This is a genomic window from Duganella levis, assembly GCF_009857605.1.
Classification (GTDB): Bacteria; Pseudomonadota; Gammaproteobacteria; order Burkholderiales; family Burkholderiaceae_D; genus Rugamonas; species Rugamonas levis.
Genome location: NZ_WWCT01000001.1, coordinates 307,499 through 327,386 on the forward strand (window position 1 = coordinate 307,499; position 19,888 = coordinate 327,386).

General features: G+C 62.4%; 17 protein-coding genes. 5 read left to right on the plus strand and 12 right to left on the minus strand.

Annotated features, from left to right (window positions below):
• The first annotated feature begins 4 nt into the window (after nucleotides 1-4).
• A complete protein-coding gene (locus GTP69_RS01375; RefSeq protein ID WP_161053188.1) occupies nucleotides 5-301 on the plus strand; it encodes an RNA-binding protein in 297 nt (98 codons plus the stop codon).
• Here GTP69_RS01375 and GTP69_RS01380 read toward each other — a convergent pair.
• Complete coding sequence (locus tag GTP69_RS01380) at nucleotides 298-1,959, minus strand: FAD-dependent oxidoreductase (RefSeq protein WP_161053189.1); 1,662 nt, start codon at nucleotides 1,957-1,959, stop codon at nucleotides 298-300. The two genes, GTP69_RS01375 and GTP69_RS01380, sit on opposite strands and share 4 nt — an antisense overlap.
• A 106-nt stretch (nucleotides 1,960-2,065) precedes the next feature.
• Between GTP69_RS01380 and GTP69_RS01385 the strand changes: the two genes are divergently transcribed.
• Nucleotides 2,066-2,695 carry a 3-keto-disaccharide hydrolase gene (locus GTP69_RS01385; protein WP_161053190.1) on the plus strand — a complete coding sequence of 210 codons (630 nt, stop codon included), beginning with the start codon at nucleotides 2,066-2,068 and terminating at the stop codon, nucleotides 2,693-2,695.
• Nucleotides 2,696-2,714: 19 nt separating this feature from the next.
• On the opposite strand, the gene GTP69_RS01390 is transcribed toward GTP69_RS01385, so the two are convergent.
• On the minus strand, nucleotides 2,715-3,449 hold the full coding sequence (locus GTP69_RS01390) for a glycine-rich domain-containing protein (protein ID WP_202424256.1): 735 nt from the start codon (nucleotides 3,447-3,449) through the stop codon (nucleotides 2,715-2,717).
• Nucleotides 3,450-3,634: 185 nt separating this feature from the next.
• Here GTP69_RS01390 and GTP69_RS01395 point away from each other — a divergent pair, with 185 nt between their 5' ends.
• Nucleotides 3,635-4,744 carry a glycoside hydrolase family 5 protein gene (locus GTP69_RS01395; protein ID WP_161053191.1) on the plus strand — a complete coding sequence of 370 codons (1,110 nt, stop codon included), beginning with the start codon at nucleotides 3,635-3,637 and terminating at the stop codon, nucleotides 4,742-4,744.
• Between the two features lie 54 nt (nucleotides 4,745-4,798).
• Here GTP69_RS01395 and GTP69_RS01400 read toward each other — a convergent pair whose 3' ends face one another.
• The 3 genes from GTP69_RS01400 to GTP69_RS01410 form a co-directional block, all read right to left on the minus strand.
• Nucleotides 4,799-7,882: a di-heme oxidoredictase family protein gene (locus GTP69_RS01400; protein WP_229260750.1), complete on the minus strand. Its 3,084-nt coding sequence runs from the start codon at nucleotides 7,880-7,882 to the stop codon at nucleotides 4,799-4,801.
• A 455-nt stretch (nucleotides 7,883-8,337) separates the two neighbouring features.
• Nucleotides 8,338-10,308, minus strand: coding sequence for a peptidase U32 family protein (locus tag GTP69_RS01405; protein WP_161053193.1), 1,971 nt, complete (start codon nucleotides 10,306-10,308; stop codon nucleotides 8,338-8,340).
• Nucleotides 10,309-10,372: 64 nt separating this feature from the next.
• Entirely contained in the window at nucleotides 10,373-12,544 is a 2,172-nt protein-coding gene (locus GTP69_RS01410) for a glycoside hydrolase family 3 C-terminal domain-containing protein (protein WP_161053194.1), read from the minus strand.
• 200 nt (nucleotides 12,545-12,744) lie between these two features.
• Here GTP69_RS01410 and GTP69_RS01415 point away from each other — a divergent pair, with 200 nt between their 5' ends.
• Together GTP69_RS01415 and GTP69_RS01420 are read left to right on the plus strand one after the other, a co-directional pair.
• Entirely contained in the window at nucleotides 12,745-13,392 is a 648-nt protein-coding gene (locus tag GTP69_RS01415; RefSeq protein ID WP_161053195.1) for a dihydrofolate reductase family protein, read from the plus strand.
• Between the two features lie 36 nt (nucleotides 13,393-13,428).
• Nucleotides 13,429-14,382 (plus strand): LacI family DNA-binding transcriptional regulator, encoded by a 954-nt coding sequence (locus GTP69_RS01420; RefSeq protein WP_202424257.1) that lies wholly within the window; start codon nucleotides 13,429-13,431, stop codon nucleotides 14,380-14,382.
• Here the strand turns inward: GTP69_RS01420 and GTP69_RS01425 are convergent.
• From GTP69_RS01425 to GTP69_RS01455, 7 genes are all read right to left on the minus strand, one after another.
• Nucleotides 14,372-15,157, minus strand: coding sequence for a transporter substrate-binding domain-containing protein (locus GTP69_RS01425; RefSeq protein ID WP_161053196.1), 786 nt, complete (start codon nucleotides 15,155-15,157; stop codon nucleotides 14,372-14,374). The genes GTP69_RS01420 and GTP69_RS01425 overlap by 11 nt on opposite strands.
• A gap of 11 nt (nucleotides 15,158-15,168) precedes the next feature.
• Entirely contained in the window at nucleotides 15,169-16,095 is a 927-nt protein-coding gene (locus tag GTP69_RS01430; RefSeq protein ID WP_161053197.1) for a glycosylasparaginase, read from the minus strand.
• On the minus strand, nucleotides 16,095-16,826 hold the full coding sequence (locus GTP69_RS01435) for an amino acid ABC transporter ATP-binding protein (RefSeq protein WP_161053198.1): 732 nt from the start codon (nucleotides 16,824-16,826) through the stop codon (nucleotides 16,095-16,097). Before GTP69_RS01435 ends, GTP69_RS01430 begins: the two co-directional genes overlap by 1 nt.
• Before the next feature lies 1 nt (nucleotide 16,827).
• Nucleotides 16,828-17,499: an amino acid ABC transporter permease gene (locus tag GTP69_RS01440; RefSeq protein ID WP_161053199.1), complete on the minus strand. Its 672-nt coding sequence runs from the start codon at nucleotides 17,497-17,499 to the stop codon at nucleotides 16,828-16,830.
• A complete protein-coding gene (locus tag GTP69_RS01445) occupies nucleotides 17,499-18,158 on the minus strand; it encodes an amino acid ABC transporter permease (RefSeq protein ID WP_161053200.1) in 660 nt (219 codons plus the stop codon). Before GTP69_RS01445 ends, GTP69_RS01440 begins: the two co-directional genes overlap by 1 nt.
• Nucleotides 18,159-18,233: 75 nt before the next feature.
• On the minus strand, nucleotides 18,234-18,965 hold the full coding sequence (locus GTP69_RS01450; protein ID WP_161053201.1) for a copper homeostasis protein CutC: 732 nt from the start codon (nucleotides 18,963-18,965) through the stop codon (nucleotides 18,234-18,236).
• Entirely contained in the window at nucleotides 18,958-19,875 is a 918-nt protein-coding gene (locus GTP69_RS01455; protein ID WP_161053202.1) for an ROK family protein, read from the minus strand. Before GTP69_RS01455 ends, GTP69_RS01450 begins: the two co-directional genes overlap by 8 nt.
• Nucleotides 19,876-19,888: the final 13 nt, after the last annotated feature.

Sequence of the window (19,888 nt, forward strand, 5' to 3'; positions counted from 1 at the left end):
CACCATGCAAGTCATCTTATCCGGATTGCATTGTGACGCGTGTGAAGACAGCGTCACGGAAGGGCTGAAGCCATTTTTCCACGTGAAGAACGTGAGCATGATCCGCGAGGGATTGGAGGATAATCCCTGGGCCTTAATCGAAGTGCACGATTCGTATGAACACGTGTGGAATGTCTGTAACCAGCTGCGCGGCGTTTTCCATCGCGGGAAAAAGCTGCATTTCTACATTCCGTTGCACCAGGAGGACGTATTCCACGACTTCCACAATTTGGAACCGCACCAGCGCATCAATATCCTTTAAGGCCGACTGGCCAGGAAGCCGTGGATCTGCGACACCACGGCGGCGCCTTCACCGACACCCGCCGCTACGCGCTTGGTGGAGCGTGCCCGCACATCGCCAATCGCGAATACGCCCGGCACGCTGGTTTCCAGCGCCGCCCGTTCACTGCCCGGCGCACCCGGCACGTCGGAGCCGGTCAGAATAAAGCCTTTGTCGTCGACCTTTACACCGCAGTCGCTAAGCCAACCGGTGTTCGGGTCGGCGCCGATGAACAGGAAGACGTGCTTGATGTTGTAGACCGTTTCTTCCTTGCTGCGGTGATTGCGGACCTCCACCTTTTCCAGTCCTTCCTCATCGCAGCCTTCCAGCGCGACGATTTCCGATTGCGTATGCAGCTCGATGTTGGGTGTGGCCGCAATGCGGTCGATCAGGTAGCTGGACATGGTGGACGCCAGGCTGTCTTTACGGATCAGCACGTGCACCTTGGCCGCATGGCTCGCCAGATAAACGGCCGCTTGTCCGGCCGAATTGCCGCCGCCGACCAGGATCACTTCGTCGTTGGCGCACAGGCCCGCTTCCAGCGGCGAGGCCCAGTAGTAGACGCCTTTGCCTTCGAACTGCTTGAGATTGGCCAGCGACGGACGGCGATAGCGCGCGCCGCAGGACAGCACCACGGCGCGGCCTTGCAGGTGCGTCAGGCTGCCGCACATTTCTACTTGCAGCGGATAGGTGTCGCACAGCAGGCGGCCGGCTGGCGCGGGAATCGCCATCTTGACGCCGAATTTTTGCGACTGCACGAAGGCGCGGCCGGCCAGTGCTGCGCCGGATATGCCGGTCGGGAAGCCGAGGTAGTTTTCGATGCGCGCGCTGGCTGCGGCCTGGCCGCCGTATGCGCGGGTTTCCAGCACCAGCACCGACAGGCCTTCGGAGGCCGCATATACGGCGGTGGCCAGGCCTGCGGGGCCGGCGCCGACCACGATCACGTCCCAGATCGTGTCGGGGCTGAGCGGGGGCAGGGTGCCGAGGCAGCGGCCCAGGTCCACCACCGTTGGATTCATCTTGACACCACCGTCCGGGCACACGGCCAGTGGCCAGTCGCTGGCTTCCGGCTGATAGCGGTCGACCAGCGCGCGCGCCTGTTCGTCGCTGCGCGGGTCCAGCACGCGGTGCGGCAGGCCGTTACTGTTCAACCAGCCCTGCAATGCGTGCATGCGCGGGTGGCCGGGCGGGGCCACCAGCACCACGCCGCCGTCCTTGTTGTCCAATTGTTCGACACGACGCAGGATGAAGGCGCGGACAATGCGTTCGCCCAGCTCAGCCTCCGCGATCAGCAGCGAACGCAGTGCTTCGGTGGTCAGGGCCAGCACTTCCACTTCGCCGACGGCGTGACCGTTGACCAGCGACGGCGCGCCGGCCAACTGGCTGATTTCGCCGGCAAATTCGCCTACGCCATGCTCGGTGATGACCGAGCTATTGCCCAGACCATCGTAACGGCCGATGCGAATCGCACCTTTCAGCACCACATACATGCCAAAGCTGCTATGGCCTGCCTCGAACAGGCGTTCACCGTCGCGGAAACACATCAAGGCGCCGAAGCGCTGGATGCGTTTGATCTCGGCCGGCGCCAGTTTTGGCAGCGCCTGCGCGCTGCGGTTCTTGAAAGTGTCGTAGATCGTCATGATGCTAGTCTACCGCTAATCCACTGCGTACTACTACATTCTAAAGTGAGACTTTTGACAGATCATGGTTCGCATATACTGTACAAAAATTCATAAAGGAGACAGTGTGCGTAAATTAGTAAGTACTGCGATATTGACGTTGGCCGCCCATGGCGCCGGCGCGGTCGATCTGTTTAATGGCCGCGATTTCAGCGGCTGGGAGCTGCAAACCACGCCATCGGCCACGGTCGCCGATGTTTTCCGCGTGCTGCCGGAGGGCGTGATCGCTTCGGCCGGCAAGCCTTCCGGCTTCCTCGCCACCACCAAGAACTACCGCAATTACACGCTGCATGTTGAATGGCGCTGGTCCGGCAAACCGGGGAACAGCGGCGTGCTGCTGCACATCAGCCCCGGCACTTTTGACCGCGTGTGGCCGGTGAGTTTGCAGGTGCAGACCAAGAACGGCAGCGTCGGCGACCTGCTGCCGATGGCGGCAGGCAGTTTTGCCGAGCCCCTGACCAGCAAACCTGGCGCAGAAACCCGCATCAAGGCGCATACGGCGGCCGACAGCGAAAAGCCGGTGGGCGAGTGGAATGCTTGCGACATCGTCAGCCGCGACGGCACGGTGGAGGTGACGGTGAATGGCGTGCTACAGAATCGCGTAACAAATGTGTCACCGGCATCTGGCCAGATCGGCTTCCAGCTGGAAGGCACGCCGTACGAGTTGCGCCGCGTGGTGCTTACGCCGCTGGACTGAGATGTCAGCAGGGCGGCGCTTAGTCGCCGCCTCCACCTCCGCAACCACCGCCACCACACCCGCCGCCGCAACTGCTTGCGCCGCCATCGCCGCCGCCGTCGCCGCCACCGTCGCCCCAATCGGAGCAGCCGTCGCTGCCGCCGCCACAGCCGGTGCTCATGTGTCCCAAGTCGCTGCCGCAGTGCGGCACGGCGCTGCTACTGCCGTCGTGGCGCGGGAAGCCACTGCAATCGGGCACATAGATGTAGCCGTTGGCGATGTTGAATTTGGCGTCCAACGCAAATAACAAGGGGAGACGCGTGGGCTTCATTGAATTGATCTTCTCATCATGACAGGCGTAGTGCCAGGTGCGGCGTATGCCAGCGTTGTTGCGCTGTCCCTTGAACAGCGTGATGGCCGGCGAGTGATGCAGGAAGCGGCCAAAAGCATGCTGGCAAAACCTGTTGTATTCTCGGGTGTACAGGATGAATTCATGCCACAGGTCGTCTACCACCTGTGACGGCATCGAGACGAACTGGCGGCCACTTTTCAGGTGCGTCATAAAGAACTGCCGCAATCCCTGCGCGACCAGTTGGCAGTCTTTCTGTGTGAGATGCGGATGATGCTTGCGCAGCTTGTCGAACAAACCTGGCGGCAGGTCGAAGTCGCGGATGTGCTGTTCGCGGCGGGCACGGCGCGCATGACGCAAATCCAGCCACAGGATGGTGGATGCGCCGACCAATACGATATAGGGAATGGACTCGGCAATGTTCACGCTGGCACCTCATTGACTGTCTCGGTAAGGGCGATTCTAGATCGCTGGTCTTCTGTAACAACTGGTGTTTATCAAATTTCGTTCATCGTCTTGGCTGTTTTCGTAATTGCGACTGGATGAAAGCAGTCGCAGAATGATTTCACGCGTGCCAACACGCGATAACTATAAATCTACGGAGACGACCAATGAAAGCGAGATACCTTCTTGCGCTGCTAGCCGCAGTGCTGATCGCGCCTGCCCAGGCGCAAAACCCGGGCACTATGCGCAACCTGACCAGCGTGCAGCTGGCAACACAGATGTCGCCGGGATGGAATCTGGGGAATTCGCTGGAAGCCATCGGCGGCGAGACCGCATGGGGCAATCCGCCGGCGAATCAGGCTTTGTTTAAAGCCGTCAAGGCGGCAGGTTTCAAGACTGTGAGGATTCCCGTGTCATGGAGTCAGTACGCGGATGCCAATTACAACATCAGCGCCAGCTGGATGGCGCGGGTGAAGGAGGTGGTGGATGCCGCCCGCAGCGCCGGCCTGTACACCATCATCAACGTGCACTGGGACGGCGGCTGGCAGCAGCCGACTTACGCCGCACAAGCCGGCGCCAATGCGCGGTTGGCCAAGTTCTGGACCCAGATCGGCACGACCTTCAAGAACTACGACGACTATCTGCTGTTCGCCGGCACCAACGAGGTGATGGTGGAAAGCGTGTATAGCGCGCCCACGGCGGAAAACATCGCGGTGCAAAACGGCTTCAATCAGGTGTTCGTCAACACTGTGCGCGGCACCGGCGGTAACAACGGACAGCGGCACCTGATCGTCCAGGGCTACAACACCAATATCGACTACACCTACGCGACCAACACGGTGCCGACCGACAGCGCCAGCAAGCGGCTGATGATGGAAGTGCATTACTACGACCCGTATAACTTCACCCTCAACACGGCCAATGGCATCTGGCAGTGGGGCGCGATTGCGACCATCGCCTCGGCCACCGAAACCTGGGCCAACGAATCCTATGTGGACGCGCAGTTCCAGAAGATGAAGACGCGCTTCATCGACAAGGGTGTGGCGGTGATACTGGGCGAATACGCTGCCAGCCTGCGCACCGAGTACGATACACCCGGCAAATACCGCCAGTACTGGGACCAGTACATCACCAAATCAGCCTACCAGCACGGTTTAGTGCCGGTGTACTGGGACAATGGCCCGACCAGCAACCATCAATCCGGCCTGTTCAACCGCTCGACCGGCGCCCAGGCTTACCCTGCCGTCATCAGCACCATCGTCAACGCCGCGCAATAAAAAAATGCCGGGCACTTCGCAGTGCCCGGCATTCAAAGAACAACTAAGGAAAGATTACAGCGACTTCAGGAACGCCAGCAGCGCATCGCGATCCGCTGCGGTCAGGTTTTCAAAGCGTTGACGCGATTTGGTCGCTTCGCCGCCATGCCACATGATCGCTTCGGTCAGGTTGCGTGCGCGGCCGTCGTGCAGGTAGCCAGCTTTGCCTGCGGAACCCATCACGGTGTCCGAGTAGCCGATACCCCACAGCGGCGAAGTGCGCCACATATTGCCCTTGGCCTGGCCTTCCACAAACTTGTCCGCCAGTCCGTCGCCCATGTCGTGCAGCAGCAGGTCGGTGTACGGTTTGATGTTCTGGTTGCGCAGTTCCGCATACAGGCTGCCGCTGCCGGTCTTCTGATCGACAGTGTGGCAAGCAGCGCAACGCATACCCTGGAACACCGTGTTGCCCTTGGCGATCTTGGCCGGATCAACATCCAGATCCTTCAATGGCGACACGCCTTTCGGGAAACCGCTGGAGATCGCGCGTTGTGCAGGCACCGCCACCAGCGACAGGTACTGGGTGATCAGCGTCAGTTCCGCTTCGCTCACGCCTTTTTGCGCCGCCGCTGATTTGCAGCCGGCAGGATCGGTCAGGCAGCTACGGTTAGGATACAGCGGCGAGGTCACCGACATATCCTGTACCAGTGCGGCAGCAGCCTGGTGACGCAGGGTCGCCTTGGCAGCCTTCCAGCCGAAGCGGCCCAGACGCACGGCGCCGGTTTCCGGATCGAACACGTAGTTGGCGCTGCCTTTCACGCCGTCTTCATCCGCCGAGGTACGTACCTTGGCCAGGATGTCGGCTTCCGGGATGGCTTCCAGCAGGCCGACGCCCAGCATGGGTTGCGCCTGACGCAGCGAGACGGTATCCGGCGTCGCGCTTTCGAACGCCAGTACAGGCTTGCGCAGCTCGACCGCCGTGCCGTCCGCCAGCTTGGCGATGCTGGAAACGAAGTTGGCGACGCGTACACCCAGGCCCCAGTTCTGCGGCGCACCGGTCGACGACACGGCGTTCATCTGCACCGCCGTACCGTATTGCGGGTGCGGAGTCTGAACGCCGTTGGCATCGGTCACCGCCACGCGCACGGTCATGTTGTCCAGACGCTGGTTGACAGCGATCGGCGCCGGGCTGCGGCCGTTGTTGACGTGGCAGCCGATACAGGCAGCCTGGCCATAACGCTGGCCTTGCAGGCCGACGGCAGGATCGTAACGGTCATTGCCTGGCTCATTGTGCATACCGGTGGTGAAGTTGGTGTGCACCAGACGACGGCCTTCCACAAAGCGCTGCATATTCTGCATGCCGACGTTGTTCTGCGGCTGCTGGAACATGTGGTCGCCATTGTCGGCGTAGTCATACGACACCGAACCGGTACCGCCTTGCAGGTACTGGTCTGGAATCGGCGTCGAATTCAGGCGCGGCTGGATGCCGTACCATGGACGCAGGCCTTGGCCGACCACATAGGTCCACTCGTTGGCGTAGTAGCGGAAGCCGCCGTTGTCGCCCTTGGCCTTCATCGCCGCCTCCACCGCGAACATCGATGGACCGGCTTCGATCACGTCGCCGATTTTCAGCGCGCGCGCATCGACAGCGGTGCCGTCCGGGAAACCGGCCGAGTTCAGGCTGTTGTGGCGTGGATACTCCTTGATCAGCAGCGTGCAACCGTTGTTGATGCCGTTTGCCGAGTTGAGCTTGAAGTTGGCCGGGTAAGCGACCGGATCGCAAGGCTGGTTGTTGTCCTGCACGATTTCGCGGCCGACCATCCAGCCGTAGCCGGTGCTGCCCGGATCGTCGAAGCGGCGGAAGAACACGGTGTTGCCGCGCAGGCCCTGGGTCTGGTGGTACTCGTTGAAGATCAGGGTCGGCTTGGTGACGCCAGCCACGCGGCTGTTGTCGATCATCTCCAGGCCCCAGGTACGGTTCTTGAAGTAGTTCGCCACGAAGATCAGGTAAGCGCCCGGACCTTTGTCCTGCGGCAGGCCGGTGACCGGATCGACGGTGTCGTTCGGGCCGTAGCCGATTTCGTTCCAGTCCTCGCCGCGCTCGCGGCCGTGACGGCCAACGCCGCGCGCGCCCCAGCGGGTGACGATGGTGCCGTCAGCCAGGGTGAACTGGGTCGATTCCAGCGGCTGCGCGTAGCTCGGCAGCGGAATCAGGCCAGCGCCGCTGGTCGGGAACGGGAAGGCCGAGGTGGTGGTGCCGGCTGCCAGGCTGTTGTCGCTGCCAGGGGTCTTGAACTCGACTTCAAACAGCGAGTAACCGTACTGGGTGGCGCGCTGCACGCCTTGCAGCTGGATGTAGCGGGCGTTGACGCCGAGGTTGAAGAACTCCTCGGTGCCGCCCTGGCCGTTGGTCACGGTGCGGATGATGTTCCAGGTCTGGCCATCGTCCGATACTGCCAGGTTGTACTGCTTGCCGTAGGCGTTTTCCCAGGTCAGCTTCAGGTAGCCGATCTGCGTCTTGGCGCCGAAGTCGAATTGCAGCCAGGCGCCATTGTCGGCGGCGCTGCTCCAGCGGGTATTCAGCTTGCCATCGACGGCCAGGTCGGCGGTGTTGGCGCCTTCTACCGCCGACGAGGTCACCTTGACCGGCTTGATCGACACGCCAGGCTTGCTGGTGTCGACCGGCACTTGCGGCGTGGTGGTCGGATCGTCCGGTGGCGGCGTGGTGCCGGTATCGGTGCTGCCGCCCGAGTAGGCGACGATCTCGAAGATCGAGTAGCCATAGCCGGTGGAGCGCTTGATGCCCTGCATGCGCAGGTAGCGGCCCTGGCCGTTCAGCCCGGTCAGGTCCTCGACGCCGCCGGCGCTGCCGGTGACGTGTTTCAGCGTAGTCCAGTGGGAATTATCATCCGACACCTGCAGTTCATACTCGGTGGCGTGGGCGTTTTCCCAGTTGATGTGGACGCGGTTGATGGTCTGGGTCTGGCCGTAGTCCAGTGTCAGCCATTCGTTGTCGCTGAATCCGCTGCCCCAGCGGGTGCCGTCGTTGGTGTCGATCGCTGCGGTAGCGCTGAGATCGCCGCGTTCAGCGGAGCTGGCGGTGGCGCCAACCGGCGTCAGCGCCACTTCGGCGACGGCCCCCGCTTTCATCATGCTCATAGTGCGCGCACTGGTAGTGGTGGTGCTGTCACTACTGCCGCCACACGCAGCTAGTGCCAGACTCAGTGCGATGGGTAGCGCTGTTCTCGAAAATTTGTGAAAGCTTTCCAAAGATTGCTTTCTGTGTGGCAAGTTTGTCATAAATATCCCCTGGCTTTCGGCTGAAATAGAAAGATTGCCAACGGCACACCGCCGTAGCGACGCGCATTCTGCAACAAAAAAAGTTTTCGCTGCGCACGAATGATTCAAGTACTTGAATCCGATAATTGCCGTATGGCAACAACCGTGAAGATAGCTTTCGTCTAGTTGACTGTCAAGCCATTTGAACAACCGTGCAACAAAATCTTTCGAGGTATATCAATAGAACATCCGCCATTTCGCAGACGCATGAAAGCCGCTCACGGAAGGACCGTGAGCGGCTTATTCGGCGGCAGGCGCCGGGCTTTAGAGCGGGATCAGGCGCGCGGGCGCTGGCGGTGGAAGGTAAGCGGGCTGTACGGGATGTTGGACGGCGGGGCGGATTTCAGGATGCCCGGCTTCATCGCGCCGACCACGTGCATTTCGCACGGTTTGCAGTCGAAACGCAGGGTGTAGGTCTCGTCGCCGCTGACCAGGGTCATCGGCTCGGCCTTGACCTGGCCCTGCACACCTTGCACGCCCTTGGCCTGCTTTGGACACAGGTTGAACGAGAAGCGCAGGCAGTGCTTGGTGATCATCAGCGGCACCTCACCGGCTTCTTCGTGCGACTCGTAGGCGGCGGCGATCAGCTGCACACCGTGCTTGGTGTAGAAGGCGCGCGCTTTTTCGTTGTAGACGTTGGCCAGGTAGCTCAGCTGGGTATCCGGGTAGAGCGCCAGCGGTTCGGCGGCCGGCTTGCGCATCGGCCGGTCCCAGGCCGCCAGACGCACCGCTTCGTGCGCCTCGATGGCGTCGCGGCGCAGCGCGTTGATGACGGCCGACGGCACAAACCACGGCTGCGACAGCTTCAGCGTGACGCTGTCGGCGCGGAACATGGTGTTGCCCAGCTTGCCCAGGCTGGCGCGCAGGCCGGCGTCGGCCTGGTCAGCGTTTTGCGCCGGTTGCAGTTCCAGGGCGGCATCGGTGCTGCTCAGGTAGCCGTCTTCGTCGCACAGGTCCAGGCGCAGGCCGCCGCTCTGTTCACTCAGTGTCAGGTGCAGGCCGAGCTTGCGGTCAGACGATTTCTTGTTCAACGTCGATTCCCACTGGCGGTCGCCATTGCGGTTGACCGACAGGCCGATGCGCAGGCCGGTGAGGGCGCTGATGGCTTCGTTCGGATACACGCGCCACAGCTGGCCTTCCTCGCTGTCGCCGATTTTCTTGGCGGTGTTGGCCTGGATGCCGAAGGTCTCGCGCTTGTGCATGTAGTTCAGGCCGTCGCCATTGGACATCGCCGCGTTGGTGACCATGTCGAAGTGATCGGTGGCCATGCGGGTAATCGTGCCCAGCTCGACGCCGACGTATTTCGGGCTGTCGAAAGCGCCGATTTCGTCCTGGCGGCCGTTGGCGAAGTAATCCGTGTGGCCGCGGTGAAAGTTCTTGTCGATATCCGGCGTGAACAGGATGCTGGTGTCGCCGCTGGCGGCACGGGTGAATTCGGTGCGGCGTTCCAGGATCTCGTCCAGCAGCAGGCGGTAGTGGGCGGTGATGTTCTTCACATAACCCATGTCCTTGTAGCGGCCCTCGATCTTGAACGAGCGGATGCCGGCGTCGACCAGCGCTTCCAGATTGCGGCTCTGGTCGTTATCCTTCATCGACAGCAGGTGTTTTTCGTAGGCCACGACGCGGCCCTTGTTGTCGCTCAGCGTGTAGGGCAGGCGGCAGGCTTGCGAGCAGTCGCCGCGATTGGCGCTGCGGCCGGTGTCGGCGTGCGAGATGTAGCACTGGCCGGAATAGGCCACGCACAGTGCACCGTGGATGAAGTATTCCAGTGGCGTGTCGACGTCGGCGTGGATTTTCTTGATCTGCTCGATGGTCAGCTCACGCGCCAGCACCAGCTGCGAGAAACCGACGTCACCGAGGAACTTGGCCTTCTCCATGGTGCGGATATCGCACTGGGTACTGGCGTGCAACTGGATCGGCGGCAAGTCCATTTCCAGCAAGCCCATGTCCTGCACGATCAGCGCATCGACGCCGGCTTCGTACAGCTGCCAGATCTGCTTGCGGGCCGCGTCCAGCTCGGCGTCATGCAGAATCGTGTTGAGCGTGACGAAAATACGCGAGCGATAACGGTGTGCAAATGCCACCAGGCTGGAGATCTCCTCGATCGAATTGCTGGCGTTATGACGCGCGCCGAAGGCCGGGCCGCCGATGTAGACGGCGTCGGCGCCATGCAGGATGGCTTCGCGGCCGATTTCGGCGGTCTTGGCGGGCGACAGCAGTTCAAGCTGATGGGCTAGCAGAGTCATGGCTTAATTCCTTACGGTGAAGGCGGGAATTATAGCGAAATCAAGGCCTTAAGTCACTCTGCGCCTATTGCACCGCCACTTTTCCCGTCAGTTTGATGTCGGCCGACGACGCGCCGATGCTCAGCTTGACAGGGCCGGACTCCACGACAGGCGCACCGCTGGCCGTATCCCAATAGGCAAGCTGGCTGGCTTTCAAAGGAATATGCACCGTCCGCGTGGCGCCGGCGGGCAGCCGGACCCGTTCGAATCCGGCCAGCGCCTGCTTCGGCCGCGCTACCTTGGACGCTGGATAGCTGACATACAGCTGCACCACCGAATCGCCCTCACGCCGGCCGGTATTGGTGACGTCAACATCCACCGTCACTGTCCCGCCGGCGGCCAGCGCCGGGCTGCTGGTGCGCAGATTGGCATACTTGAAGCTGGTATAACTGAGGCCGTGACCAAAGGCATACAGCGGTTTGCCCTTGAAATACATATAAGTATGGCCGTGGCGGATGTCGTAATCCATCATCGGCGGCAGCTGGCTCATGGATGACGGCCAGGTGCTGATCAAATGCCCGCCCGGATTGAAATCGCCGAACAGCACGCGGCCTATCGCCGTGCCTTCGTCCTGCGATGAATGCGCCAGATGCAGGATCGCGGGAACATGCTGCTGCGACCAGTTGATGGTGTACGGGAAGCTGGAAACCAGCACCATCACCGTGCGCGGATTGGCGGCATGGACCAGCTTGACCAGTTCTTCCTGTTTCAGTGCCAGCGTTTCGCGGTCGCGTCCTTCGCGGCCGTCACCGGGGTCAGCGCACGGCTTGGTGCCGGCGTCGGTCCAGTCGTTGGCCATGTTGGGGCCGCAGGTTGGATCGTTGCCGACCACGACAATCGCCACGTCGGCATTGCGCGCCGCCTTGACCGCCGCGCCATCGGCGTTATCGGCAGCGAATTGAATTTTGACGCCGGCACCGGCCGCCACCTTGATGCCGTCCAGCGGCGTGACGGCATAAGGAGGATGGCCGCCGTACCAGTCCCAGTGCACGCCATCGGCCAGCGGGCCGATCACGGCGATCGATTTCAGCTTGCTCCGGTTTAGCGGCAGCGTGTTGCGCGCGTTTTTCAGCAACACCGCCGACTCCAGCGCCACCTGCAGCGACTGCGCGCGATGCCGCTCACTCAGCCACGGCTCCGCGCCATCCTTGACGCTGGCGTACGGATTGCCTTCCGGCGGATCGATCAGCCCCAGCCGAATGATGACTTGGAATTTGCGGCGCAGGGCGGTGCCCAGCTCCGCCTCGCTGACCATGCCTTCGGCCACCGCCTGCTTCATCTCATCCTGAAATTTGTCCAGATACTGGTTGATGCCGGCCTTGAAGGCTGCCACCACGGCGGTTTTGTGATCCGGATAACGGTGGTACAGCTTGACCAGATTGCCGACCGCGCCGCCGTCGCCGGAAATCACCTCCGCGCCCCAGGTGTCGATGACCAGGCTGTTGATGATGGGATTGACCGCCATCGGCACGCCGTTCCAGGCGTTGTACGAGGCCATCAGCGCCCGCGCGCCGCCGTCTTCAAAGCCCATGCGGAATGGCATGGCGTAGTATTCCCAGAACAGCCGCTGGTCGAAATCCGACGACGAATTGCCGCGCCCGTTTTCATTGCTGTTGGCCAGAAAATGCTTGAGGAGCGCGCCCGAGCGCCAGTATTTGGGATCATCGCCCTGCAAGCCCTTGATAAACGCCGTGGCCATGGTACCGGCCAGGAAGGGGTCTTCGCTGTACACCTCTTCGGTACGTCCCCAGCGCGGATCGCGCGCCAGGTCGGATTGCGGCCCCCACAGCATCAGCGAAGGCTGATTGTATTGGTCGTTCTGCGTGATGTAGCGGGCTTCGGTGCCCTGGATTTCGCCGGCCATGCGGACCAATGACGGGTTCCAGGTCTCGCCCATGCCCGGAGGCTGCGGGAACTGGGTGGTGGTGATCGCGGCCAGACCTTTTTTCTCATTGCCGCGCTTGACCACACCGTGAATGCCTTCGGAACTGCCGAAGCTGGGAATGCCGAGCCGCCTGACGCTGGTATCGGTAGAAAGCGCGGCGATTTTTTCATCGACGGTCATCAGCGACAGGATATTGCTGATCCGCTCTGCGGCAGGCAGCGACGGATTCTGGAACGGGTAATCGCCCGCATTTGCCCGCGCGCACACGAGCAGGCAGGCGAGCGATGCCGCCCGCAACAATTTGGTGGTCATCTTGTCTCCAATTTTTTGGTAATTATGAGCAAGATGGTGCAGTGGACCGACAATACTGGCAAGACAGAAAATTGCCGGTCTGCGTTATGTTTTTACTCAACGGCGGCTCAGCCAACGTCGCACCCGGACGCCAATTCGGCGGCACCCAGCGACCCGCGAAGGGTGATATTCTTGTCGCACAAATCATTAAAGGAGATGGAATGTCCGAACTGAAGGTGCGATGCTTTGCGGTGTCGCTGGATGGCTATGGCGCTGGCCCGAATCAGAGCCTGGAAAACCCGATGGGCGATGGCGGCGGCGGGCTGCATACGTGGTTCCGTGGCACCCGCACCTTCCAGCGCATGATAGGCAATCCATCGCAGGGAACCGATGGTCCGGACGAACAGTTTGCCGCGCGCGGCTTCGACAACATCGGCGCCTGGATCTTGGGCCGAAACATGTTCGGCCCTGTCCGTGGCGCATGGCCGGACGACGAATGGAAAGGCTGGTGGGGAGACGAGCCGCCGTACCACGTTCCTGTCTTCGTACTGACGCACCATGCCCGCGAACCGCTGGTGATGGCGGGCGGCACGACCTTCTACTTCGTTACCGACGGCATCCAGTCCGCCTACGATCAGGCGATCAAGGCGGCAAACGGCAAGGATGTGCGACTGGGCGGTGGCGTCGAGACCATCCGCCAGCTTCTTCAGGCCGGCCTGGTCGATGAGTTGCACATGGCCATTTCGCCGGTATTGCTGGGTTCCGGAGAATCACTGCTCGAAGGATTGGACATGCCGGCGCTGGGGTTTCGCTGCACCGAGCACGTTCCGACCGAGGCTGCGACGCATGTGGTGCTGCGCAAGGACTAAGCTCTGAAATCCGCTCCTGAACCAACGTTATCCGATGTGGCCGCGCTGGCGGGCGTGTCGCGCGCGATTGCGTCGCGGGCCTTGTCGGCGCAGCCGCGGCCCGTGTCCGCCGACAAGCGCGAACGGGTGCTGCGCGCGGCCGAGACGCTGGGTTTCCGTCCCAATTCGCTGGCGCGCGGGCTGGCCAACAAGACCGTCAACCTGGTCGCCATCCTGGTCAACCACATCCACGACCTGTCGGACCTCGACCTGTTCGACCTGCTGCTGACCGAAATACAGGCCATCGGCAAGCAGGTGATTTTTATCCGCGTTGGCGCCGGCGAGCATGCCGAATCCTTCTTGCGCGACGGCGTCGCCTATCACGTCGATGCGGCGCTGGTGTTTGCCGACTTCGCCGATGCCGCCACGGTGCGCCGTATGTTCCGCAACAACGCGGTGCTGATGCTGAACGGCCATCACGATCCGGGCGTGCCGTCGGTAACGATGGACGAGGATCAGGGCATCCGCGAATGCGTGGCCGATGCGGCGGGCAAGGGTGTGCGCACCGCGCTGCTGCTGACCGGGCGCACCATGTCGCTGGTGGAGCAGGCCCGCATCGCGTCCTACCGCGCAGCGCTGGCGCGGCACGGCGTCACGCTGCTGGGCGAATTGGCGGGCGATTATTCCTACGCCAGCGGACGCGCGCTGGCGCAGCAGATCGATGTCGACGCTACCGGGGCCGTGTTCTGCACCGCCGATGCGATGGCGATGGGGGTGCTGGATGCGCATCGCCAGCATTTTCCAGAACACCGGCCGATGCGCTTCCGCCTGTACGGCTTCGATAACATCTCGCTGACGCAGTTCGACGCCTATCCGATTTCATCCATCGGTTCGGACCGGCGCGAATACGTGGCGCACATTGTCCGCCTCCTTAACCAGCCGGCGGACCTGGCGCAGAACAGCGGCCAGGTGCTGGTCGCCACCCGCTTTGTGCCCCGGCTTACGGGGTAAGCACCGGTGGTGCGGCTTTGCTGCCCCACCATTTCTTGTAGTTGGCCGCGTAGGCGCCGGACTTGATGTAGTCCGACACGAAACCGTTCACAAACTTCAGCAGCGCCGGATCGCCCTTGGCCATGGCGATGCCGATCGGCGTATTGCCGTACATCGTCGGCAAGGTCTCCAGCTGGTCGTTTTTGCTGGCGAGGTAGTCCAGCAGCGACGAATCTTCGATACCGGCATCGGCACGTTTTTGCTGTAACAGCAGGACGCCGTCCGGTGCGAAATTGTCGGTGTAGATGAAGATCGCCTGCGGCGCCGATTGGCGCAGGAAGGTATCCGCCGTGGTGCCGCGGCCGACCACGACGCGCTTGCCGTTCAGGTCCACCAGCGTTTTGATATGCACGCTCTTTTGCGCGATCACGCGCAGGCCGGCCAGATTGTAGGGAATCGAGAAATCCACCACGCGCGCGCGTTGCGGCGTGATCGAGACGTTAGCCACCACCAGATCGAGCTGCTTCGACATCAGCATTGAAATGCGCGCGTCGCTGGAGACGTCGGAGAAGCGCACCGGCACGCCGAGCTTCGCAGCCAGCTGCTTTGCCACATCGACGTCATAGCCGACCGGCTCATTGCTGGCGTCACGAAAACCGACCGGCTCTCCCCCCAGCGAAACACCAATGCGCACATAACCGCGCGCCTTGATTTCTTCGATGCGGCCGGCCAGCGCCGATGTTGCCGCCAGCACCAATGCCACAGCGGCGGCGGTGCGTTTGAAACGATGCTGCATGCTCAACCCTTTCAAAGTTTGACGGCGGCGGCGACGCGCAATTCCGGCGCCGCCATGCGCTCGTCCCAATACCAATAACGTATCTCTTCGTCGCAGCGGTAGTTGACGACCTGGTGATTGCCCTTGGCGTCGATGGCGTGGATAACCACACCGGCCAGGAAACCGGTCTTCAATTCGGACAACTCTTCCACCGCCAGCTTGATCGCATCTTCCAGTGTATAGCCAAGCCGGAGTGCCAGCACGATGCTGCGCGAGGTACCGCAGCGCATGGTCATTTCGCCAGTGTGGGTGCAGGCGGCGGCGCCGTAACGGCTGTCCGCATAGAAGCCTGCGCCGGGAATCGGTGAATCACCGAGACGGCCTGGATACTTCCACGCCCAACCGGAGGTCGACGTGACCACGCCGATATTGCCGCCAAGGTCGCGGCCCAGGAAGACCGTGGTGTCGCGCACGCGTTCGGGATCGGTGATGGTGTTGCTGAGCGGGGCCAGCGCGATATCGGGGAAGGCCGCCAGCTGCGCCGGCGACATCTCCTTTTGCAGCCGCTCCCACCAAACCCGCTTGCTGTCCGGGTGCAGTACCTCGTCGACGGCGAAACCGCGTTCGGTGGCGAAGCGGCGCGCGCCGGCGCCGGTCAGCATCACGTGCGGCAGGTGCTTCATCACTTCGTGCGCCAGTGCGGAGACGGGCAGGGTGCCCGGCACCGCACCGACCGCGCCGACGTCGCGCGAGGTGCCGTCCATCACACCGGCGTCGAACTCCATCTCGCCCAGCATATTCGGCCAGCCGCCGTAGCCCACGCTACGCACCTTGGCCTCGCGTTCGACCTTGGCGATGCCGCTGACCATGGCGTCTATGCTGGCGCCGCCTTGTTTCAGCAGGTCGACGGTGGTTTCAAAGCCGGGCCATGCCTCGGCGTTCGCAAGCAGCATTTTCATTATTTGCTCATTTTGGATAGGAATTGCGCGATGCGCGGCTGCGCCAGACCGCCGTCCGCTGCAAAGAACTGCGCGGTCGGCAGGTCGGCCAGCAGGCGGCCCTGGTCGAGGAACACCACGCGGTTGGATATCTGGCGGGCGAATGCGATTTCGTGCGTGACGAACAGCATGGTGGTGCCGCTCGCCGCCAGCCTGGCCAGGATATCCAGCACTTCGGATGTCATTTCAGGATCGAGCGCGCTGGTGACTTCGTCCAGCAGCAAATAGCGCGGTTTCATCGCCAGGGCGCGACAGATACCGACGCGCTGGCGCTGACCGCCCGACAGCTGCGCGGGATAAGCATCTACGCGGTCGGCCAAGCCGACGGAGGCCAACAGCTCGCGGCCTTCGTCTTCGGCCTGGCGGCGCTGCACGTCCAGCACTTCGACCGGCGCCAGCGTGATGTTCTGCAGCGCCGTCATGTGGGGATACAGATTAAACAGCTGGAACACGGTGCCGGAGCAGCGCCGCGCCAGCTGCAGCTGCTTCGGGTCGTCGACGCGATGGCCGTCGACGGAAATTGTGCCGCCGTCGAGCTTTTCGAGGCCGTTGATGCAGCGGATCAGCGTCGATTTACCGGACCCGCTGGCGCCAAGAATGGACACCACTTCACCCGGCGCGATGCGCAGGTTGACGCCATCGAGCACCGTGTTGGCGCCGAAGCGTTTGACCACGCCTTCGATATCTATCATGCTACAAACCCTTCCATTGACTATGCGCGCGTAAGCGCGTCTCGGCGCGGGCGCAAACCCTGGCGATCAGCCGGGCCATCAGGTAATACAGCACGCCAATCACGGTCCAGACGATGAAAGGCTTGAGCGTGCGCAGGTTCAGGATGGCGCCGGCCTTGGTCAGGTCGACCACGCCGATCACGGAAATCAGCGACGTTACCTGCAACTGGTTGACCAGCAGCCCGGCCAGCGGCCCGAGGCCGAAAGCCGCCGCCTGTGGCGCGACGATGCGGCGCAGTGTTTGCCAGCGGCTCAAGCCGAATACGCGCGCCGTTTCCAGCTGCTCCCGGCCGACCGATTCGATGGCCGACACCGCGATCACGTATATGAACGCTGCTGTATTGCCGGACAGTGTGATGAGTGCTGCCTGTACAGGCGTCAGATCTGTTTCCAACAGTACCGGCAAGCCGAAAAACACCAAGAATAACTGTACCAGTACAGGAGAATTCTTCAGCAGTTCAGCCAGCACGGTGGTCAATGGCGCCAGCAGCGGCGTGCGGTAGTAGCGCAGCATCGCCCAAGACAGTCCAATCAGCAGGCCGATGACGGTGGTGGCCGCGAATAGGGCGACGGAAACGCCCAGGCCTTGCAGCAACAACAGCAGGTCATGCGGCGTGAAATCGGTGTAGCGCATCAGCCGTGATCCTTGTTCAGGCGACGGTGCAGCGCACCGGCCGACAGCGATACCAGCCAGGTCATCACCGCATACAACAGCAGGAGCAGGACGTACACTTCAAACGGCTGGAAGGTGTCGGCGGCGACGATCTTCGCGCTCCCGGTCAATTCATTCAGCGTAATCGCCGACAGGATGGACGACGTCAGGATCAGGTTGACGAAAACGGATCCAAGCGGTCGAACGGAACTGCGCAGCGCAATTGGCAGCACGATGTGGCGGTAGATGGCGAACCGAGACAGGCCGCTGACCTGTGCAGCCTCCAGCACGCCCGGTTCCACCGCCAGGATGCCGGAGCGGATGACGTCGGACGTGAAAGCGCCTCCAGCCAGCGACAGCGCCAGTGCGCCGGTACCGAAGGCGCTCAATTCCACGCCGATTTCGGGCAGGCCGTAAAACAGGAAGAACAACTGAACGATGAAGGGGACGTTGCGGAAGATGTCGACGTAGATTTCGGCCACACGGCGGGCCTGTGGCGATGCGGCAGTGCGCATTAGAGCAGCCACGACTCCCAGCGCCAGGCCGCCGGCCAGAGCCAGCGCGCAGGCGAGGGCGGTCAGCCGCGCACCGGCTGCCAGGTCGCCAAAATAGGGGGCAAGGGTGGTCGGATAGAACGTCAAACAGGCTGCTCCCGCGAAAAGTGAAACCGGTTTCACTGCTATTTCAAACGAGTGTCACACAAACTGCGGTGAATTTCAAGACAGTAGCGCGGCTTTCAGGGCGGCGACCTTGTCGCGGCGGGTCTGGCGCCGTCCGCCGGAATCGAAACCAAAGGCCAGCACCTGGGGCGATGCCGGCGGCATCGGCTCCGAGCAGGACGCGTGGACATCGGTCAGCGGCAGCCGCGTGCGCAACAAACGAACATTGTAGGCGTTGATACCGGCGCCGGGCATGACGGCGATTCGACCGGCCGCGGCATCAAAACAGCGACGCAGCCCAGCCAAACCATCCGGCGCGCTCATGACGCCGCCGGAAGTCAGGATGCGTTCGAACCCCAGATCAATAGCCTGGATGGTTGCCTGCGCCAGATCCGGACACAGGTCGATAGCCCGGTGCAGCGTACAGCGCAGTCCATGACCGACGGCACGGCGCACCAGCAGTTCCAGTGTGCGTTGATCCAGCTGGCCATCCGGCAACGAGGCGCCGAGCACCACGCCTTGCAGGCCGGCAGCGGCAACCGCGTCGATTTCGTGCAGCATCAGCTGCGTTTCCGCCTCGCCAAAACAGAAGTCGCCGCCGCGCGGGCGTATCATGGCCACCACCGGAACCGGGCTGGTCGAGGCCAGTTGCAGCAGACCGGACGTCGGCGTCAGACCGCCAATTTCCAGCGCGCTACACAATTCGATCCGGTCGGCGCCGCCGGCCAGCGCAGCGGCCAGTCCGTCGGCGTTATCGACGCAGACTTCCAGCGTGATCCTTTCACTCATGTGCGCCTTCCAATTTACCCAGGCCCAGCCACGCTGCGCCGATCAACCCAGGCTCCGCGCCGGACTGACCGGGCACCATGATGGGCTTGTCCGTCTTGCGCAGAATGGCGGCGCGCACCGCCTGGTCAAGCCGGGCGATCAACGGCGCGCTGTTGGCCAGGCCGCCGCCGACCGGTAAGACCGATGCGCCAAGGGTGTTGACCAGCATCGCCAATGGTCCGCTCAGCAGATCGATAAAGCAGGAAATGGTCAGTTCGGCGTCGGCATCGCCGGCTTGCCAGGCATCGATGATGGCGCGGCTATCCAGCGACGCCTGGTGCAACGTCAGATGCAGTCGCTCCAGACCGCGTGCGCCGCCAATCGTGTCCAGACAGCCGGTTTGGCCGCAACCGCAGCGGAAGCGGGGAATAGCTTGCGGCGGCGTGCCGGCAAATTGCGCGGCCACCGGTCCATGTCCCCATTCGCCGGCAAAGCCGCCAGGCCCGCCGATCAGCCGGCCACCAATAACCAGGCCGCCGCCAACGCCGGTGCCCAATATCAGCCCGAACACATTAGCGTGGCCGCGTGCCGCGCCGGCCTGGGCCTCGGCGAGGGCGAAGCTGTCGGCGTCGTTGATGATCCAGACGGGGAGGCCGAACACCGCCGCCAGATCGTCGGCCAGAATGCGGCCATCGATGCCGGGGATGTTGGCGCATTTGATGCGGCCATCGGCCGGATCAATCACGCCGGCGATCGAGATGGCGACGCCGCGCGAGGGACCACCGGCTACGATCAACGCCTGCATCGCGGTGGTGAATGCAGCAAAATCATGGGCGGGAGTCGGCACACGGTGCAGGACACCGATCTGGCCGTCCGCCGTGGCGACGGCACATTTGATGGCGCTGCCACCGATATCGAAACAGGTAATCATGGCGCAAATCATA

What these genes read in the sequence shown, in the direction of transcription:
- GTP69_RS01375 (WP_161053188.1), top strand. Translation starts at nt 5, where the DNA reads ATGCAAGTCATCTTATCCGGATTGCATTGTGACGCGTGTGAAGACAGC.
- GTP69_RS01380 (WP_161053189.1), bottom strand. Translation starts at nt 1,959, where the DNA reads ATGACGATCTACGACACTTTCAAGAACCGCAGCGCGCAGGCGCTGCCA.
- GTP69_RS01395 (WP_161053191.1), top strand. Translation starts at nt 3,635, where the DNA reads ATGAAAGCGAGATACCTTCTTGCGCTGCTAGCCGCAGTGCTGATCGCG.
- GTP69_RS01400 (WP_229260750.1), bottom strand. Translation starts at nt 7,882, where the DNA reads ATGAGCATGATGAAAGCGGGGGCCGTCGCCGAAGTGGCGCTGACGCCG.
- GTP69_RS01405 (WP_161053193.1), bottom strand. Translation starts at nt 10,308, where the DNA reads ATGACTCTGCTAGCCCATCAGCTTGAACTGCTGTCGCCCGCCAAGACC.
- GTP69_RS01410 (WP_161053194.1), bottom strand. Translation starts at nt 12,544, where the DNA reads ATGACCACCAAATTGTTGCGGGCGGCATCGCTCGCCTGCCTGCTCGTG.
- GTP69_RS01415 (WP_161053195.1), top strand. Translation starts at nt 12,745, where the DNA reads ATGTCCGAACTGAAGGTGCGATGCTTTGCGGTGTCGCTGGATGGCTAT.
- GTP69_RS01425 (WP_161053196.1), bottom strand. Translation starts at nt 15,157, where the DNA reads ATGCAGCATCGTTTCAAACGCACCGCCGCCGCTGTGGCATTGGTGCTG.
- GTP69_RS01430 (WP_161053197.1), bottom strand. Translation starts at nt 16,095, where the DNA reads ATGAAAATGCTGCTTGCGAACGCCGAGGCATGGCCCGGCTTTGAAACC.
- GTP69_RS01435 (WP_161053198.1), bottom strand. Translation starts at nt 16,826, where the DNA reads ATGATAGATATCGAAGGCGTGGTCAAACGCTTCGGCGCCAACACGGTG.
- GTP69_RS01440 (WP_161053199.1), bottom strand. Translation starts at nt 17,499, where the DNA reads ATGCGCTACACCGATTTCACGCCGCATGACCTGCTGTTGTTGCTGCAA.
- GTP69_RS01450 (WP_161053201.1), bottom strand. Translation starts at nt 18,965, where the DNA reads ATGAGTGAAAGGATCACGCTGGAAGTCTGCGTCGATAACGCCGACGGA.
- GTP69_RS01455 (WP_161053202.1), bottom strand. Translation starts at nt 19,875, where the DNA reads ATGATTACCTGTTTCGATATCGGTGGCAGCGCCATCAAATGTGCCGTC.